This window comes from Streptomyces mesophilus, assembly GCF_040300965.1.
GTDB classification, from domain to species: Bacteria; Actinomycetota; Actinomycetes; order Streptomycetales; family Streptomycetaceae; genus Streptomyces; species Streptomyces mesophilus_A.
The window spans coordinates 24,612-42,427 of sequence record NZ_JBEPEW010000066.1 but is presented as its reverse complement, the minus strand read 5'-3'; the positions used below and the strand labels follow the sequence as shown (position 1 = coordinate 42,427).

Genomic DNA, 17,816 nt, shown 5'->3' with positions numbered 1-17,816 from the left:
GGGGCGCGGCCGGTGCCGCGGACCCTGCGGCAGTGGGGCGGTCGGGCGGCGTGGTGGGAGCCAGTAACCTTGTGGGCGGCGTTCTAAGGGCCTGTCGGGAGTTTCCCGTCTGCCGTGCGACGCCCGGCACGCGCGCTCGCGGCGTTGCCGGACCGCCCACGTGGCTCCGCCACGAGGGCACTCCGGCGCCTTGCGATCGCACGCACCGGACGCCGCACGGCCGCCCTTCGGGCGACGACGGGAAACTCCCGACAGGCCCTTGCGCCGTACCGCACTCACGACCCGCCCGACGAAAGGCGCTCCAAGCCCCGTGGACACCACCGCCACCGCAGTGATCGTTGCCATCGACGGACCTTCCGGCACGGGCAAGTCGAGCACGTCGAAGGCCGTCGCCGCCCAGCTGGGCCTGAGCTACCTGGACACCGGCGCCCAGTACCGGGCGATCACCTGGTGGATGGTGCACAACGGCATCGACATCACGGACCCGGCCGCCATCGCCGCGGCCGCGGACAAGCCGGAGATCGTCTCGGGCACCGACCCGTCCGCCCCGACCATCACGGTCGACGGCACGGATGTGGCCGGTCCGATCCGTACGCAGGAAGTGACCTCCAAGGTCAGCGCGGTCAGCGCGGTGCCCGAGGTGCGCACCCGGATCACCGAACTGCAGCGCTCCATCGCCGCGGCCGCCGAGAAGGGCATCGTGGTCGAGGGCCGCGACATCGGCACCACCGTGCTGCCGGACGCCGATCTCAAGGTCTTCCTGACCGCCTCGCCCGAGGCCCGCGCGGCCCGCCGCAGCGGCGAGCTCAAGGGCGCGGACGTCAACGCCACCCGTGAGGCACTGCTCAAGAGGGACGCGGCCGACTCCGGCCGCAAGACCTCCCCGCTCGCCAAGGCGGACGACGCCGTCGAGGTCGACACCAGCGACCTCACGCTGCAGCAGGTCATCGAGTGCGTGGTCACCCTGGTCGAGGAGAAGCGGGCCGCGAAGTGAGCGAGACCGCCTCCGAGCGGGGTGCGGAGGTAGGCCGCAAGATCGGTGTCGGGCTGATGTACGGCCTGTGGAAGCCGCGGGTCCTGGGCGCCTGGAGGGTGCCCGCGAGCGGCCCGGCGATACTCGCCGTGAACCACTCGCACAACGTCGACGGCCCCATGGTGATGGGTACGGCGCCGCGGCCCACGCACTTCCTGATCAAGAAGGAAGCGTTCATCGGGCCGCTGGATCCGTTCCTCACCGGGATCGGCCAGCTCAAGGTGGACCGCTCGACCGCCGACCGGACGGCGATCACCAGGGCGCTGGACGTCCTGACCGCGGGCGGCGTCCTCGGGATCTTCCCCGAGGGCACCCGGGGCGACGGCGACTTCGCCTCCCTGCGCGCCGGGCTCGCGTATTTCGCGGTCCGCAGCGGGGCTCCGATCGTCCCGGTGGCCGTACTGGGAAGCACAGACCGTCCCGGACGGTTGATAAAGGGGCTGCCGGCGCTCCGCAGCCGTATCGACGTGGTCTTCGGTGACCCCTTCGACGCGGGAGACGGCAGCGGACGGCGCACGCGCAAGGCCCTCGACGAGGCGACCCTGCGCATCCAGGAGCGGCTGACCGGCCACCTGGAAAACGCCAGGCGCCTCACGGGGCGCTGAGTAAGACTTGAAGCACCGCGTCGCACCCGGCACCGGGTGGGAACGCGGTGAGTAGTGGCCCGCGCGCCTGCGTGGTCCATCGATGACCGATGACAGAGGTACGGACTTCATGAACGACCAGATCCCCGCAGAGGGCGCGCACGAGCACGAGCACGACCACGGCGCGCTCGGCGAGGCGGAGTACGCGGAGTTCATGGAGCTCGCCGCGGAAGAGGGCTTCGACATCGAGGAGGTCGAAGGCGCGATCGAGGAGGCCGGGCACGGCCCGCTCCCCGTGGTCGCCGTCGTCGGTCGCCCCAATGTCGGCAAGTCGACCCTGGTGAACCGCGTCATCGGCCGCCGCGAGGCCGTCGTCGAGGACAAGCCGGGCGTCACCCGCGACCGCGTCACGTACGAGGCCGAGTGGGCCGGACGCCGCTTCAAGCTCGTCGACACGGGCGGCTGGGAGCAGGACGTCCTCGGCATCGACGCCTCCGTCGCCGCCCAGGCCGAGTACGCCATCGAGGCCGCCGACGCCGTGATCTTCGTCGTGGACGCCACCGTCGGCGTCACCGACACCGACGCGGCCGTCGTCAAGCTGCTCCGCAAGGCCAAGAAGCCCGTCGTGCTCTGCGCCAACAAGGTCGACGGCCCGAGCGGCGAAGCCGACGCGCTGGCCCTGTGGTCCCTCGGCATCGGCGAACCGCACCCGGTCTCCTCGCTGCACGGCCGCGGTACGGGCGACATGCTCGACGCTGTCCTCGAGGCGCTGCCCGACGCGCCCCAGCAGCTCTTCGGCGGCCCCGGTGTCGGCGGCCCGCGCCGTATCGCCCTGATCGGCCGTCCGAACGTGGGCAAGTCCTCGCTCCTGAACAAGGTGGCGAAGGAGGACCGCGTCGTCGTCAACGAGATGGCCGGCACCACGCGTGACCCGGTCGACGAGCTGATCAACCTCGGCGGTGTCACCTGGAAGTTCATCGACACCGCGGGCATCCGCAAGAAGGTCCACCTGCAGTCCGGAGCCGACTACTACGCCTCGCTCCGTACCGCCGCCGCGGTCGAGAAGGCCGAGGTCGCCGTGATCCTCATCGACGCCGCCGACTCGATCAGCGTCCAGGACCAGCGCATCGTCACGATGGCGGTGGAGGCCGGACGCGCGATCGTCATGGCGTACAACAAGTGGGACACCCTCGACGAGGAGCGCCGCTACTACCTCGAGCGCGAGATCGAGACCGAGCTCGGCCAGGTCGCCTGGGCCCCGCGCGTGAACGTCTCGGCGCGTACCGGCCGCCACATGGAGAAGCTGGTGCCGGCGATCGAGACGGCCATCGAGGGCTGGGAGACCCGCGTGCCGACCGGCCGCCTCAACTCCTTCCTCGGCGAGCTGGTCGCCGCCCACCCGCACCCCGTGCGCGGCGGCAAGCAGCCCCGCATCCTCTTCGGCACGCAGGCGGGCACCAAGCCGCCGCGCTTCGTGCTCTTCGCCTCCGGCTTCATCGAGGCGGGTTACCGCCGCTTCATCGAGCGCCGGCTGCGCGAGGAGTTCGGCTTCGAGGGCACGCCGATCCACATCTCGGTCCGGGTGCGCGAGAAGCGCAGCAAGAAGAAGTAACGGCCGCTCCTTTGGACGTACGAAGGCCCACCAGGCGTCTGCCGGGTGGGCCTTCGTGTGTCGTACGGAAGGGGCGTACGCGTCGTACAGGGGCCCCCGGACGACGCGTACGGGAGCAGCTCAGCGCTCCCGGCGCGGCCCCGGCGGCAGCGCGGCCGGGAAGCCGCCCGGGCGGTGCGACAGGTGCTGCCAGGTCGGCGGGGGCGGCTCGTGGCGCGGGTGCCGGCCCGGGCTCGGGGGCATGTTGCCGAACGCCGTGAAACCCAGGTCGTCTTCGCCGACGCGGTCCCCCGGAAGCGCCTTGAACGACCTGCGCCACTCCGCATAGAGCTCGTCGTAGATCGGGGTCTCGGAGTGACTCGGGGGAGTCTCCCCGGAGGGTCGCATACCGGGGATGGGGTGGCGGGAGGGGTCGTAAGGCTGCACGTAGGTGCCAACGACCCCACGGCGGTTGGGATGCGGGACGGGACGCATCGACCTCGGACCGAGCAGCGCCGGCGGTGCGGGCCGGCTCACGCTGGGCTCAGCGGGCATCAGGTCCCGGCCAGCGGCATGCACGCCGTGACGAGCTTGCCGTTGGCCGCGGCCTTGTCCAGGGCGTCGCGCAGCAGGTCCTCGCGGGGCTGGCGCCCGATGGAGCCCACGGGGGCTGCGAACACCAGAACCTTGTTGGTCTTGTTGGCGGCCGCTCGCCAGCCCTCGGTGACATGGAGCGGCTGGTGTGCCTGCCACCAGGCCGCCTGGCCGCCGCTCTCGCCCGGCTGGAGCACCGCGTGCAGCTGACCCATCGCGAGCAGCACCGACCAGCCGTTCAGGGCGGCGGGGACGTCCTTGACCTGGCTGACGGGCATGAAGCCCTGCTCGATCAGGAGCGGCAGGAAGTCGTCGCCCCCGCTCGTGGCGCCGGGGCGGGCGATCGGCCCGGTGGGCTCGACGACGAGCGCGGGGTGCAGCTCGCCCTCGAGGAGTACGAGTCCGCTGGTCACACCGAGCACGGCCTGCTCGGGCTCCTCCGGTGCGGCCGGCTCGCCGCCGGTGATCGACTGGACGGCGCCCTGGAGCTGCTCCTCGGGAACCTGGACCACCTGCGAGGGCAGACAGGTGGCGTGCGCGAAGGCGAGGACGGCGGTCTCCTCGCCGACGAACAGCACGGTGCTGGTGCGCTCCTGCTGGCTGTCGCCCGGGGTGCGGCAGGACGTGCAGTCATAGCTGCCCGGGGAGTTCTCGCCGGTGAGCAGACGGTCGGCCTCATCGTCGCCGATCTCGGCGCGTACGTCGTCGCTGACGTCGAGCATGCGCTGCACGGGTGCTCCTCGGAAGTCGGTGCGTCGCGGTGCCGGGAGGCTCCCGGCACGGGGGACCGGTCGCTCCGGACCCCCCGAAAAGCCCGAAGGCTCATGAAGAGCACAACGGGGGAACCGTGGCGCAAGTCACGCAGCCGAGCGAACGGAATCGCACCATCCTCAGCACACGGTGAAGCCTTCGCCGGAACCGCTCACTCCGCGTCAACCGCTGCTGCATACAAGGAAGTTGAACCGGTGAGCTGAGTCACAGATCGCCGGAGTCGCCGACGGACAAATGCGGAAATCAAGGTTTCTAGTGGGTGGCTGGAAATCGCCGCTACTCCGGGTAATGGCCAACTGGCCTGGAATGACAAGGATTTGGTTGATATCGGGCGCCTGCGTGCCTAGATTCCACCGCCGTGTGCATCGAGCACCGCTCGGGTACGTCCGCCGGCAGCACCAAGCCAGCTCTTGCACCACGCGTCGGCGGACGGGACGCGACCGCTCACCGGCGTCGGATACGCCGGCGCGGCGGCGTCCAGGGGGAGCCCGGGTCCTGCGAGAGGGATCTCTGTGTTAGCCAAGTACGCCATCTCCTCACGTCCCAAGCGCAGTCGGACGACGGCAGTGCTCGCCGGGGCCGCTCTGGCCGCCCCGCTGGGCCTGTTCGCGGCAAGCGGTCAGGCCGCGGCTGCCGACAGTGGAGTCTGGGACCGCATCGCCAAGTGCGAGAGCGGCGGCAACTGGCACATCAACACCGGCAACGGCTACTACGGCGGGCTCCAGTTCTCCGCCTCGACCTGGCGCGCCTACGGCGGAGGGGCATACGCCTCCACGGCCGACAAAGCGAGCAAGGCGCAGCAGATAGCCGTCGCCACCAAGGTGCAGAAGGGGCAGGGCTGGGGCGCATGGCCCACCTGCTCGAAGCGGGCCGGAGCCTACGGCAGCGCACCTGCGGTGAACGCGCCGTCCAAGTCCCGGACGGCACCCAAGGATGCGGCGCCCAAGAAGGCGGAGTCCAAGGCGTCCAAGGCGCCCGAGCGTGCGAAGAGCCATGCGTCACGGGGTGGTTCACGGGATTACACCGTCAAGAGCGGCGACACCCTGAGCACCATCGCCGCGGCGCACGGCACGTACTGGAAGAAGATCTTCGACGCCAACAAAGCAGTGATCGGGGGCGATCCGGATCTGATCCTGCCCGGACAGAAACTGGACCTTCCCTGACAGGAGCGGGCAGCCCCGCCTGGTCGTCCGACCGGGTGGGGCTGCCCGGTGCCGGGGCGCGGCACTCCGGATCCCCGCCGCGTCGCTGCTTAGCGTGACGCATGCCGAAGCGTCACTTGTGGACCCTGAGCCTCCTGGCCCTCCTGCTCCCGCTCCTGCCGACCGGTGCGCACGCCCTGCCGGGGCCACGCGCCGAGCCCTCGCCGCCACCCGCGTCCGGTCCCGCTTCCACGCATCGCTCGTACGTCTTCGAAGTGCCGTACGACTGCGCGGCGAAGAAGTGGCCGTGGAACTGTCTGGCCGAGTGCGAGAGCAGCGGCCGCTGGAGCGCCAACACCGGCAACCAGTACTACGGCGGGCTGCAGTTCTGGCAGCCGACCTGGGAGGAGCACGGCGGGCTCGCGTTCGCTCCGCGAGCCGATCTGGCCACGCGCGAGGAGCAGATCAAGGTGGCCGAGGAGGTGCTGCGCAAACAGGGCTGGGACGCCTGGCCGGTGTGCTCGGAGCGCTACCGGCTCGACGGCCGGATCCACACCGTGAAGTCCGGCGAGACCCTGTCCTCGATCGCCCGCCGCTACAAGGTCAAGGGCGGCTGGTACGCGCTGTACCAGGCCAACCGCCAGATGATCGGCCGCTACCCGGACCGCCTCAACACGGGCACGATGCTCCTGATCCCGGACGGGAAGGGGGCTCGGCGGGTGCTCTGAGTTCGGTGGGGGCCCACGGTGGGCGCGCTTGCTCTGAGTTCGGTGGGGTCCACGGTGGGCGCGCTGGGTTGAGCGCGTGACTGGACGCGTCGGTGCCGAAGAAGCGGCGGCCTTGGACGAGCCGGCCTTGCGCGTCCGGGAGGAGCCGGCCGCGGCGGGCCTGCCGGTGCTCGCGCCGGGGATGCGGCACATCGTGGCCGCGGGAGCCGACGCCGAGGTGGACTATGCCGCGGACTGTGCGGGCGGCGTCTCCGTGGGCTGGGTCACCGGCCACCGTTTGGCCGAATGTGCCCTGCGCGCCGCCCGTGAGCTTCGCGCCGACGATCCGGCCCTTCGGCACTGGGGCTCTGTCGCCACGGCGATGACCGAGGCGATCGCCGCAGTCCTGGTCTCGGCCGGGTTCGAGGTCGAACGGCCCGTCGGTGCGCAGAGCGTGCGCGTGGTGTCGGCGCCGTCGGCCGACCGGCCGCCGGTGTGGCGGCTGCGCGACGATGAGCTGAAGGTCTCCTGCCCCGACCCGGAGCGCGCGCGCTGCGCTGTCGGCTGAGGCCGTTGCGCGCCGTGCGCTCCGCGGTCCTGCGGCTCAGCCCTCCGGCTGGCGCCGTTCCGCCGCCGCCCACTCCGCGGCTTCGCCGCTGAACGCCACGGAGCCGCGACGTAGTTCGTGGACGAGGACGGTGTGGGCGCGCAGGGAGGGTGGGAGGCGTTGTTCGGATGTGACGACCGTGGCGTCCAGGGCTCCGAGCAGTTCGTACGTACGGGCCGCGACCGACGGGGACATGCCCTGGGCCGGTTCGTCCAGGAGCAGGACGCGCGGGTGGGCGAGCAGGGCCCCGGCGAGCGCGAGCATGCGCTGCTCGCCGCCCGAGAGGGTCGCGGCGCGGCGTCCGAGCAGCGGCCGCAGTTCCGGATACGCGTCGAAGGCGGCGGTGAAGTCCTCGTGCCGGGTGGCCAGTTCGAGGTTCTGCCGCACAGTGAGTGAGCCGAACACGGCCTGCCGGTCGGGCACGAAGCGGATGCCGTGCGCGGCGCGCTCATGCGCGGGGACGCGCGTGACGTCCCGTCCGCGCCACAGCACCTGCCCCTCGGAGAGGGCCACGGTGCCGGCCAGGGCCCGCAGCACCGTCGTACGCCCCGATCCGTTGCGTCCCAGGAGCACGGTGGCCCCTGGGTGGGCGGCGGCCAGGTCGACGCCGTGCAGGGCCTCCAGTGGGCCGTAGCGCACGCGCGCCCGGCGGAGCTCGATCTCGGCGGTCATGAGTGGCCTCCGCCGATGCGCACGGCGCCGGGGGGCGTATGGGCGATGCGTGCCGGGGCGTGGGCCGCATCGCCGATGCGTCCGGGAGCGTGGGCCGCCCGACTCGTCGGCGCATCGGTCAGCGAACGCTCGGACCTGGTCCCGATCATCCGTGCTCACCGCCCGTACGCGCCACCGCGTCGAGGACCTGGCCCGCCGGCCCCGATGCGACCATGCGGCCCGCGCTCAGGACGTGCACCGTGTCGGCGAGATGGGCCACCAGGTCCAGGTCGTGCTCGACGATCAGCAGCGCGGTGCCTTCCGCCGCGAGGGCCCGCAGGATCCGCGAGAGCGTGTCGACCTCGGCGGTGTCGAGGCCCGCCGCCGGTTCGTCCAGGAGCAGGACGTGGGGTGCGCCGGCGAGCGCCCGGCCGAGTTCCACGCGGCGCAGGGTGCCGGTCGGCAGATCGGCGGCGGGATGCCGGCGCACGGGGCCGTCGAGGCCGAGCAGGCGCAGGGTGCGGTCGACCGCGGCCGGGTCGCGTACGCGGCCCTGTTCGGCGCCGACGCGCACGTTCTCCTCGACAGTGAGCGAGGGGAAGACGGCGAGCTGCTGGAAGGTGCGGGCGATGCCGAGCCGGGTACGGGCGTGTGCGGCCAGGCGCGTGATGTCACGCCCGGCGAACTCGACGCGGCCCGCGGCCGGCCGCACGGTACCGGCGAGGCAGTGGAACAGGGTGCTCTTGCCCGCGCCGTTGGGCCCGACGACAGCGGTGATCCGGCCGGGCGGAAGCTCCAGGCCGACGTCGTCGAGCGCGCGGAAGTCGTCGTACGCGACGGTGAGTCCGTGGGCGGACAGGGTGCCGGGAGCGGGGGACGCGGGGGAGGGGCCGGGCGCCGCGAGGCCTGAACTCCGGTGCCGAGGCGGCACGTTGCGGTCCGCTGCCTTGTCTCCCTCACGGCCGGGCGCGGGGGTGCGCGGTACGTGAATGCCGGGGAACGGCTCGGATTCCTCAGGACCGGACGCGGCGCCAGGCGGCGGCTGGCCGTCGGGAATCGGCGCCGCTGGGCCGGATGAGTCCGTCCCCGCGGCCCTCTCGCCGACAGCCACGGCCTCCCCTCGTACGGCCAAAGCCTCCCGCCGTACCGCCTGAGCCGCGATCCGTGCCCGTACCGCCTCGCCCCGGGGGCTGAGCCGCAGCGCGCGGTCCGTTCCGTGGAACCGTCCGGCGACGGCCCGTACCGCTTCGTAAGGGCCCCCGGGGAAGCGGCCGATCAGTACCGCGAGGACTCCGATCAGCGCCGCCGCCACCCCGCCGCGCGTGCCCGCGTCCAGACCCACCAGAAGCGCCGCCGCGCCCAGCGCGCCGATGAGGGAGTCCGCGCCGAGCACCACGACCGCCGCGAACCACAGGAGGCCGCGCACCGGGTCGAAGGCCGCCGGGTCGAAGGCGCGCAGGCCCATGCCGAGCATGCCGCCGCCGAGCGCGGCGAGCGCGGCGCCCGCGACGAACGCGCCCACCTTCATGAGAGGTACGGGCACACCCGACGCCGACGCCCCCGCCTGATGGTCGCGCAGGGCGGCAAGGGCGCGCCCCGTGCGGCCGCGGCGGAGCAGCGACACGCAGAGCAACGCGCCGGCCAGGAGGGCGAGTTCGAGGACGTAGTACGCGCGGTCGCCGCCGAAGCCCGCGGGCCGGCCGATGCCGAGACCCGATGTGGCGTACGGCTGGTCGAAGACGAAACGGCTCACGCCCATCCCCACCGCGAGGGTGGCGAGCGCGAGGGCCAGCCCGTGCCTGCTGATCGCCGGCCAGCCGGTCAGCAGGCCGAGCGGCGCCACGAGCAGGACCGCGACCCCGAGCGCCGCCAGCGTCGGCAGCTGCGGAAGGCCGGGGAAGCGGCCCGCCGTGAGCAGCGCCGTGAACAGGGCACCCAGACCCGCGTACGCCGCCTGCCCCAGCGAGATCTGTCCGCCGCGCCCCGTGACGACCACCAGCGAGAGGAGGACGACGGCCAGCGCCGGCACCTGGATCGCCGTATGGAGGTCGGAGCCCGCGAAACCCAGCGGCAGCAGGAAGAGCACGCCCGCTACGACCCACACACCGGCCGGTGTACGGATACGGGCCGTCGCGGTACGCGGCAGGGCGTCGCGTCCGCCGATCCCGGGGAGCACCAGCGCGGACACCAGGAGCGCCACCACGAACAGGTTCGCTCCCACCGCCTGCAGCAGCGGCTCGCCCCAGCCCGACGGATGCAGCCGGGTCAACTGGGCCTGGACCACGCCGATCCCGAGCGCCACCGCCACCGCGATCGGCAGACTGTGCATGCCCGCGCCCACCGCGACCGCGATCACCTGCATGACCAGGAGGGTCAGCCCGTAGGGGTCGAGGCGCACCTGGGAGGCGAGCAGCACCCCGGTCAGACCCGCGGTGAACGAACCGAAGGCCCAGCCCACCGAAGCCACCCGGTCCGCGTCGATCCCGCCGAGCACGGCCAGCGGACGGTTGTCGACCACCGCGCGCAGCTCACCGCCGAACCAGGTCCAGCGCGTCACCGCCCACACACCGGCCGCGAGCGCCAGCACGATCGCGAGCTGACCCCACGGTTCGTCGCCGAGCACCTGCGGGGCGTCCGCGTGCGCGCCCTGTCCCCAGACGAGCGCCGCCCCGCCGACCAGGAGTACGAACACCCCGATCGACGCGACCAGCGTCTGCACCGGATCGCCGCCGAGCACCGCGAGCGGCCGGAACACCGCACGCTCCAGGAGCAGCCCGATGCCCGGCGCCACCACGAGCAGCGTGACGGTGGCGCCCAGCCAGAGCGGCCAGCCCCACTCCACGGTGAACTGCCGCAGCAGATACGCGCACACCATCGCGACCGCGCCGTGCGCGAAGTTGAGCACTCCGGTCGCCCGGTAGGTGACGATCAGCCCGATGCCGGTCAGGGCTGCCGCGCTGCCGACGGCGAGGCCGGCCAGAGTGAGGTCCCACGTCAGCGAGTTCACCGCTCAGGACTCCGGACCGGCCTCGGCGGCCTCGGATCCGGGTTCGCAGATCGGGCACGGGTCCAGCCCCTCGTCGGCCGGCGCATGCGCATCGGCCGGCACGGCCTGCGGTTTGCCCGCGACGAGCGGGCAGTCGGCGCGGTGGTAGAGCGTGCCGCCGGGCACGAGCAGCAGATCGCCGCTGGTCGCGGCCGGCCGCACGGCGACCGGCTGCGGCTCCTCCTCCCGTACGAGAAGGGCGTACAGCTCGTCCATCCGTGCCGCGGCCGCGACACTGCGCGCCTGGGCCACGAGCACCGCGCCCGCCACGATGAGCGCGGCGCCCGGCAGGGTGCAGGAGGCGAGATAGGGCACCTGGCGTTCGGCGAAACGCTCGCCCGAGACCCCGTACCAGCCGATCACGCAGAGCACCGCGCCGAGCGCCGCGGCGGCGAGGCCCGTCCACAGCAAGGGGTGCACTGTCCGCAGTCGAGCAGTCCGCATCCGGTCCCCCTCGGGATCCAACTCATGTGTGGGTGCGTCTGTGCCGGTGTCGCGTCTTTGCTGATGTCTAGTCAGTCGGCTGTCTGTTCTTGTCAGCCGATCGCTTGCACTATGCCTTCTTGAAGCTGACCCTGAAAGCACCGGGCTGTGCCCGGTCCGACACCCGGTGGTGAGCCTGATGGTCCTCGGGAGCAGCCCCCACACGCGTTCCAGGACACGTTGCGCCGCGCTCGTCGCGGCAGTGGTCCTGGTCATCGGCCCGGCCGTGACGGCCTGCGGTGACGACGGCGGAGGGGGCAGCGACGATCCGCCGCCCACCCCGACCAAGGACAAGACGACCAGCGCACCCGCGGATCCGACGAGCGCCTCGCCGTCGGAGGAAGAAGGCGGCGGCGGTCAGCCGGAGGATCCGGCGGCGGCCGAGAAGGAGATCAAGACCAACTTCGCGAAGTTCTTCGACCCCAAGGTGTCGATGGCGGAGAAGGAGAAGGTCCTGGAGAACGGCACCGAGATGCGGCCCGTCCTGAAGGCCTTCAGCGGTGACGAACGCGGAGGCCAGACCTCGGCCGAGGTCAAGAAGGTCGAGTTCACCTCGCCCACCGAGGGCAAGGTCACCTACGACCTGTCCCTCAACGGCGCGGTCGTGCTGCCGGGCGCCTCAGGGGCCGTGGTGGAGCAGGACGGCACCTGGAAGGTCTCGGTCAAGACGCTCTGCGGCCTGCTCGCGATGAGCGGCAGCACCTCGCCGATGCCCGGCTGTTGAGCGGATGCGAGCGCGGTCGTACGGAGCCGTGTCCGCGGCGCTGCTCGCCCTGGTCGCCGTCGGCTGCGGCAGCCGGCTGCCGGAGAGCGAGTTCACGGACCGGCCCACGGGGCCCGAGCAGCCGGCGGACACCTCGCCCCTGAAGGTCGGGATCATCGCGAGCGAGACGAGCCCGGTGGGCGGCGAGGCGTTCACCGGGCCGCGGGACGGGGCGCGGGCGTACTTCGAGCGCCTCAACTCCCAAGGTGGGATCGGCGGCCGCAAGGTGGAGGTGCACACCTGCGACGACGGCGGCAGCGGTGTGGGCAACAACGAGTGCGTACGCAAGCTTGTGGACGAGCAGAAGGTCGTCGCCCTCGTCGCGACGACCACGCTCGACTACGCGGGCGCCCCACAGGTGTCCGAGGCAGGCGTCCCGGACATCGGCGGGCAGCCGATCGGGCCCGCGTACGACACGTATCCGCATCTCTACTCGATCTACGGCTCGCTCGCCCCGCGCAAGGGCGGCAAGGCGGGCTGGGACGGCAAGCAGTACGGCGGCACCGAGGTCTACCGCTACTTCAAGCGCGAGCACGGTGCCCGTACCGCCGCCGTGATCTCGTACAACCAGGCCGCGTCGGCGGGCTACGCCCAGCTGATCACGCGCGGTCTCAGGGCCGAGGGCTACAAGGTCGTCACCGAGCAGGTCGATCTGTCGCTGCCCAACTTCCGCGCGGTCGCGGCCGATCTGAAGGAGCAGGGCGCCGATCTGGTCTTCGACGCGATCGACTCCCATGGCAACGCGCAGCTCTGCAAGGCCATGGACCAGGTCGGCGCGAAGGTCACCGCGAAGGTCACGAACGCCCAGAACTGGAACTCGGGCGTCCTCGAGGACTACGCGGACGCACCGCGCTGCCGCAACGCCCTGTGGGTGACCGGATCGAGCCGCAACTACCAGGACCCCGGCAGCGGGGCCGCGAAGGAGTTCCGTGACGCGATGAAGGGCTCGGACCGCCGGCTGTCGCAGTGGCAGCTCGAAGGCTGGGCGGCGGCCATGTGGTTCGCGGACGCCGCCAAGTCCTGCGCCGGACAGGAGGAGGGCGTCACCCGGGAGTGCGTGGACGCGTTCATGCGGCGCGGTGAGCCCTATGACGCGCGCGGGCTGCTGGTCCCGGTGGTCTTCGAGCAGCGGCCCGAGCCGCCGAGGACCCGCCGGACCTGTCTGTCGGTCGCCCGCTGGCAGGACGCCGAGGGCTGGGTGACCGAGGGCGGCGACATGAACGAGAACTGCTTCGAGGTGCCCCAACTCCCGTACGAACAGTAGGAGGTCCCCCGGGGCTTCAGGAGGTGGACGCCTCCGCCCGCACCATCACACAGTCGAACTCGACCACACGCCCCGTCGCCGGCTCCCGCGTCACCGGATACATCCCGGTGATCCCGAAACCCCGGGCCTCGTACGCGGCGATCGACTCGGCCATGGCGGGGCTGCCCTCGTACAGCCTCAGCGGTGCGACCTCCGACTGAAGCCCGACGAACTCGTCGATCCGCTTCCCGCCGCCCTCGAAGACCTGCAGGTCGAACCCCTGCGTATCCATCTTCAGATACGGGCGCGGGTCGGCGATCCCGTCGAGCGCCTCGTCGATCACGCCGTCGAGACGGCGGACGGTGATCTCCTCGGTGCCGCCCTTCTTGAAACGCTTGTAGCGGCCGCGTCCGTAATCGCTGGGCGGCAGCAGCGAGTTCATGGTGTTCCAGTCGACGTGGATGGTGCTGGTGCCTTCCGCGGAGCCGAGGGCGCAGGGGTGGACCTGCCAGTCGGGGTCGTTCTTCGCGGCCTCGCGCAGCGTCTCGAAGGTGAGCGGTACCGGCTCGAACGAGACGATCCGCCCCTTGTAGCCGGAGCGGCGCAAACGCTTCGCGTACTGCCCGCGGTTGGCGCCGACGTCGAAGACGCAGTTCACGCCGTACCGCTCGAGGATTCCGGCCACATGGTGGTGGCACAGGTACTGGGCCGCCGCGAGCTGGAACTCCCGCTCGTCGGCCACGTCCTGATCGCCGCGCACCAGCAGATGGGAGCCGCTGCCGCCGAACTTCGCGTGCTGCCACCTGCCGCGCCGGGAGATCACGGCGGCTCCGGGCTCCAGATCGAGTACATGGACACCGAGCCGCGGCAGTGCTTCGAGCAGTCGTCTGAAAACCGTCGTCGCCATGCATCCACCCTGGCAGAGCCCTGGGTGTGGGAGGAAGGGACGTGCGCGAGGGGGAAAACGGGACGAGAGGTGGGGAGTTCCCCGTTCCGGGTCACAGAGATCAAACGGTTGGAGCACGAGCTCCTACCGGAACCCAACCTGTACACGCGTTCGGACGTCACACCAGATGTCAGGCGGACACCGGGGAGGGGAACTCCATATGTCCGCGGGAAAACGGGGAACTTGGGGACGCATGCGGATCTCTTTCCTGATCAACAGTGCATACGGCATCGGGGGAACGATCAGGACCACGTTCAACCTCGCCGAGCAGCTCGCCGAGCAGCATGAGGTCGAGGTGGTCTCGGTCTTCCGTAACCGGGCGAGTCCGCTGCTCGCGCCGGACGGGAAGGTGCCCGTGCGCTACCTCGTCGACCTGCGCAGGCAGGAGGCGACCTACGAGGGCGACGACCCTGAACACAAGCTGCCGTCCCGCTGTTTCGCCCGCCACGACGGCGCGTACGAACGCTACAGCCGGCTGACCGACCGGCGGATCGGCGACCATCTCGCGCGGACCGACGCGGACGTGGTCATCGGCACCCGGCCCGGACTCAACACCCATCTCGTCCGGCAGACCCGCCGCGGCCCGGTCCTGCTCGGGCAGGAGCATCTGACCTACTCCACGCACTCGCCCAGGCTCCGCCGCGAGCTGCGCGCCCTGTATCCGCGCCTCGACGCACTGATCACGGTGACCGAGAAGGACGCCCGCGACTACCGCAAGCTGTGGCTGCCCGGCGTACGGGTGGAATCCGTGCCCAACTCGGTGCCGGACCCCGGCCTCGAACCCGCGGACGGGCGGGGCAAGTGGGTGGTCGCGGCCGGACGGCTGACCCGGATGAAGCGGTACGACCTGCTCATACGCGCCTTCGCGCACGTGGTCGCGGAGCGGCCGGACTGGAAGCTGCGGATCTACGGCGGCGGGGTGGAGCGGGCCGGCCTGCGCGAGCTGATCGGACAGCTCGGCCTGTACAACCACGTCTTCCTGATGGGGCCCGTCAGCCCGCTGGAGCCCGAGTGGACGAAGGGGGCGATGGCCGCGGTCTCCTCCAGTTTCGAACCGTTCGGCATGACCATCGTCGAGGCGATGCGCGCGGGCCTGCCGGTGGTCGCCACCGACTGCCCCCACGGGCCGGGCGAGATCATCACGCCCGGAGTGGACGGGCAGCTGGTACCCAACGGGGACGCCGAGGCCATGGGCGCCGCGCTGCTCGGCCTGATCAACGACGACGAGAAGCGTGCCGCCATGGGCCGTGCGGCCCGCGAGCGTGCGCACCGCTACGACCCGGCGACGATCGGGGAGCGCTACGACCGGCTCCTGACCGAACTGGTCGCCCGCCGCAGCCGGTTCCGCTCCGGCGCCCACCGGGCCCGCGGCTCACTGGTCGGCGGGGCGTACGCGGTCAGGAACGTGGCCGGCGCGGCGCGCCAGGGCCTGGGCTACGTGCAGAAGAACGGCATGCGTGCGGCCGTCGTGAAGGCGAGGACCGTATGAGCACCAGCAGCACCAGCAGCACCAGCAGCACCAGCAGCACCAGCAGCACCAGCAGCACCAGTACATCGGCACTGACCGAGTCCGAGCGCAGCACCGGGCCGCGTGCCCACTGCGTGGCCGACGCGGACGGCGGGCTCGGCTTCGAGCTCGGCCTGTCCGGAGCCGCGGGCGGACAGGCCGTCCTGCTGCTCCAGCTGCGGCGCGGCCGGACCACACAGGAGGTGCGGCTGCCGTTCGCCGAGACGTCCCCGGGCCGGCTGCGGGCGGAGCTGCCGGTCGGCACGGAGCTGCGGGAAGGGCGTTGGGACGCGTATCTGGTGCTCGACGAGGACGCTCCGGTCCGGATGCTGCCGGGCATGAACGATCTGCGCGCCCTGCTCGGCCGCGTGCCCGGCAAGGGGGAGGAACGCCTCCGGGTGCGGATCCCGTACCCCACGAAGGACGGCCATCTCGCGGTGCGCGCCTGGCAGCGCTCTCCGCACGCCGAGGCCGGCGAGCTGTACATAGGCGAGGACCGGCTCACCTTCAAGGGACGGCTCTTCGGCGCCGGGTTCGACGACGGGGCGTACCTGGAGGCGGACCTGCGCGGCAGCGACGAGCCGTCCCGGCGGGCCGAAGTGGTGGTGGACGGCGACGAGTTCACCGCCACCGTCCCGTATCAAGCGCTCAAGGCCGGGCTTTGGGACCTGCGGCTGCGGCCCTCGGGTGCGCGGGGGCCGCGGGTGCGGGTCGGGCGCCTGCTCGACGATGTCGCCGACAAGAAGCCCGTCTTCACCTATCCGGCACTGCGGGTGACGGGGGAGTACGGCCCGGTCGACGCCGAGCCGTACTACACCGTCGACAACGATCTGTCGGTCAAGGTGACCGCTCTGGCCGACGAGAGTGAGGCGGGCTAGCGCGCCGAACCGGTCGGCGGCCGGCGCAGCGCCCGGAAGAACTCCCGTACGTCGCCGAGGAGCTGCTGCGGAGCCTCGAGGGCGGCGAAGTGCCCGCCCTGTTCGTACTCGTTCCAGTGCGTGATGGTGTTGAGTTCCTCGGCCCACCGGCGGATCGCCGCGTCCTCGAAGAAGTTGGCGACCCCGGTGGGCACCGTGGACGATGCGCTGGGGAACCAGTCGAGCGTGTGGGTGTTCTCGTAGTAGATCCGTGCCGCCGAGCCGCCTGTGCCGGTCAGCCAGTAGAACATCACGTTGGTCAGGAGCGTGTCCCGGTCGACCGCGTCCTCGGGCACTTCGGCGGAGGGATGGGTCCACTCCTTGAACTTCTCCATGATCCAGGCGAGTTGTCCGACCGGGGAGTCGTTCAGGCTGTACGCGAGGGTCTGCGGGCGCGTGGACTGCAGCTTGTTGTAGCCGAAGCCCTCGCTCATAAACCAGTTGATCTTGTCGAGGCGCTTCAGCTCCTTCTCACTGAGCTGCGCCTTGAACTCGTCCGACACCGGGCCGAGCGGGATGAACCCCACCGACGCGGCGTTCACATGGATCCCGATCACCGCCTCGGGCTCGATCCGCCCGAGCGTCGGCGAGATGATCGCGCCGAGGTCGCCGCCCTGGGCGCCGTACCGCTCGTATCCCAGGCGCCGCATCAGCTCGTGCCAGGCCTTGGCGACGCGGGTGGCGTTCCAGCCCTTGTCGCGGGTCGGCCCGGAGAAGCCGAAGCCGGGGATCGAGGGGACCACCACATGGAAGGCGTCCGCCGGATCGCCGCCGTGGGCACGCGGGTCGCTGAGCGGGCCGACGAGTTCGAGGAACTCGACGATCGAGCCCGGCCAGCCGTGCGTGAGGATCAGCGGCAGCGCGTCCGGCTCGGGTGAACGGACGTGCAGGAAGTGCACGTTGGCGCCGTCGATCTCCGTGGTGAACTGCGGGAGTTCATTGATCCGGGCCTCGTGCTTGCGCCAGTCGTAGCCGGTGCGCCAGTACTCGGCCAGCGACTTCAGATAGGTCAGCGACGCGCCGTACTCCCACTCGGTGCCCGGGAGTTCGTCGGGCCAGCGGGTCGCTTCGAGCCGGGTGCGCAGGTCGTCGAGCTGCGCCTGAGGTATCTCGATCCGGAAGGGTTCGATCTTCGAGGGTGCAGTGTTCTCCGCCATGCCCCACAACGTAGTGGCGCTTGCGGACAACTACAGTCCTCCTGACGACGGAGAACCGAGGTGCTCGAGGCGGC

Annotated in this window: 17 protein-coding genes; 10 read left to right on the top strand and 7 right to left on the bottom strand. The window is 71.5% G+C overall.

Annotation, left to right across the window (positions count from 1 at the left end; all coding sequences use genetic code 11):
- The first annotated feature begins 310 nt into the window (after positions 1-310).
- From cmk to der, 3 genes are all read left to right on the top strand, one after another.
- On the top strand, positions 311-994 hold the full coding sequence (gene cmk / locus ABT367_RS22865) for a (d)CMP kinase (RefSeq protein ID WP_352254932.1): 684 nt from the start codon (positions 311-313) through the stop codon (positions 992-994).
- Positions 995-1,050: 56 nt separating this feature from the next.
- Complete coding sequence (locus ABT367_RS22860; RefSeq protein WP_434975514.1) at positions 1,051-1,638, top strand: lysophospholipid acyltransferase family protein; 588 nt, start codon at positions 1,051-1,053, stop codon at positions 1,636-1,638.
- A gap of 109 nt (positions 1,639-1,747) precedes the next feature.
- Positions 1,748-3,229, top strand: coding sequence for a ribosome biogenesis GTPase Der (gene der / locus ABT367_RS22855; protein ID WP_352254934.1), 1,482 nt, complete (start codon positions 1,748-1,750; stop codon positions 3,227-3,229).
- A gap of 120 nt (positions 3,230-3,349) precedes the next feature.
- Here the strand turns inward: der and ABT367_RS22850 are convergent, their stop codons facing one another.
- Together ABT367_RS22850 and ABT367_RS22845 are read right to left on the bottom strand one after the other, a co-directional pair.
- A complete protein-coding gene (locus ABT367_RS22850; RefSeq protein ID WP_352254930.1) occupies positions 3,350-3,616 on the bottom strand; it encodes a hypothetical protein in 267 nt (88 codons plus the stop codon).
- A 146-nt stretch (positions 3,617-3,762) separates the two neighbouring features.
- Entirely contained in the window at positions 3,763-4,533 is a 771-nt protein-coding gene (locus ABT367_RS22845) for a hypothetical protein (RefSeq protein WP_352254929.1), read from the bottom strand.
- A 552-nt stretch (positions 4,534-5,085) separates the two neighbouring features.
- Between ABT367_RS22845 and ABT367_RS22840 the strand changes: the two genes are divergently transcribed.
- The 3 genes from ABT367_RS22840 to ABT367_RS22830 all read left to right on the top strand — a co-directional run bounded on the left by ABT367_RS22840 (position 5,086) and on the right by ABT367_RS22830 (position 6,990).
- Complete coding sequence (locus tag ABT367_RS22840; protein WP_352254928.1) at positions 5,086-5,736, top strand: transglycosylase family protein; 651 nt, start codon at positions 5,086-5,088, stop codon at positions 5,734-5,736.
- A gap of 101 nt (positions 5,737-5,837) precedes the next feature.
- A complete protein-coding gene (locus ABT367_RS22835) occupies positions 5,838-6,443 on the top strand; it encodes a transglycosylase family protein (protein ID WP_352254927.1) in 606 nt (201 codons plus the stop codon).
- 76 nt (positions 6,444-6,519) lie between these two features.
- Positions 6,520-6,990, top strand: a complete 471-nt coding sequence (locus ABT367_RS22830; protein WP_352254926.1) for a hypothetical protein — start codon at positions 6,520-6,522, stop codon at positions 6,988-6,990.
- A gap of 36 nt (positions 6,991-7,026) precedes the next feature.
- On the opposite strand, the gene ABT367_RS22825 is transcribed toward ABT367_RS22830, so the two are convergent.
- The 3 genes from ABT367_RS22825 to ABT367_RS22815 form a co-directional block, all read right to left on the bottom strand.
- Positions 7,027-7,701: an ATP-binding cassette domain-containing protein gene (locus ABT367_RS22825; protein ID WP_352254925.1), complete on the bottom strand. Its 675-nt coding sequence runs from the start codon at positions 7,699-7,701 to the stop codon at positions 7,027-7,029.
- Between the two features lie 145 nt (positions 7,702-7,846).
- Positions 7,847-10,687 (bottom strand): branched-chain amino acid ABC transporter permease/ATP-binding protein, encoded by a 2,841-nt coding sequence (locus ABT367_RS22820; protein ID WP_352254924.1) that lies wholly within the window; start codon positions 10,685-10,687, stop codon positions 7,847-7,849.
- A gap of 3 nt (positions 10,688-10,690) precedes the next feature.
- Positions 10,691-11,170: a hypothetical protein gene (locus ABT367_RS22815; protein WP_352254923.1), complete on the bottom strand. Its 480-nt coding sequence runs from the start codon at positions 11,168-11,170 to the stop codon at positions 10,691-10,693.
- A gap of 178 nt (positions 11,171-11,348) precedes the next feature.
- Between ABT367_RS22815 and ABT367_RS22810 the strand changes: the two genes are divergently transcribed.
- Positions 11,349-11,933: a hypothetical protein gene (locus ABT367_RS22810; protein WP_352254922.1), complete on the top strand. Its 585-nt coding sequence runs from the start codon at positions 11,349-11,351 to the stop codon at positions 11,931-11,933.
- Positions 11,934-11,937: 4 nt separating this feature from the next.
- A complete protein-coding gene (locus tag ABT367_RS22805) occupies positions 11,938-13,236 on the top strand; it encodes an ABC transporter substrate-binding protein (protein WP_352254921.1) in 1,299 nt (432 codons plus the stop codon).
- Between the two features lie 16 nt (positions 13,237-13,252).
- On the opposite strand, the gene ABT367_RS22800 is transcribed toward ABT367_RS22805, so the two are convergent.
- Entirely contained in the window at positions 13,253-14,122 is an 870-nt protein-coding gene (locus ABT367_RS22800; protein WP_352254920.1) for an FkbM family methyltransferase, read from the bottom strand.
- 232 nt (positions 14,123-14,354) lie between these two features.
- Here ABT367_RS22800 and ABT367_RS22795 point away from each other — a divergent pair, with 232 nt between their 5' ends.
- Positions 14,355-15,650, top strand: a complete 1,296-nt coding sequence (locus ABT367_RS22795; protein ID WP_352254919.1) for a glycosyltransferase family 4 protein — start codon at positions 14,355-14,357, stop codon at positions 15,648-15,650.
- The gene (locus tag ABT367_RS22790; RefSeq protein WP_352254918.1) at positions 15,647-16,546 is read left to right on the top strand and encodes a hypothetical protein; all 900 of its coding nucleotides are present in this window, start codon (positions 15,647-15,649) and stop codon (positions 16,544-16,546) included. The genes ABT367_RS22795 and ABT367_RS22790 overlap by 4 nt, the downstream gene beginning before the upstream one ends.
- Here ABT367_RS22790 and ABT367_RS22785 read toward each other — a convergent pair.
- Positions 16,543-17,742 (bottom strand): epoxide hydrolase family protein, encoded by a 1,200-nt coding sequence (locus ABT367_RS22785; RefSeq protein ID WP_352254917.1) that lies wholly within the window; start codon positions 17,740-17,742, stop codon positions 16,543-16,545. The genes ABT367_RS22790 and ABT367_RS22785 overlap by 4 nt on opposite strands.
- Positions 17,743-17,816: the final 74 nt, after the last annotated feature.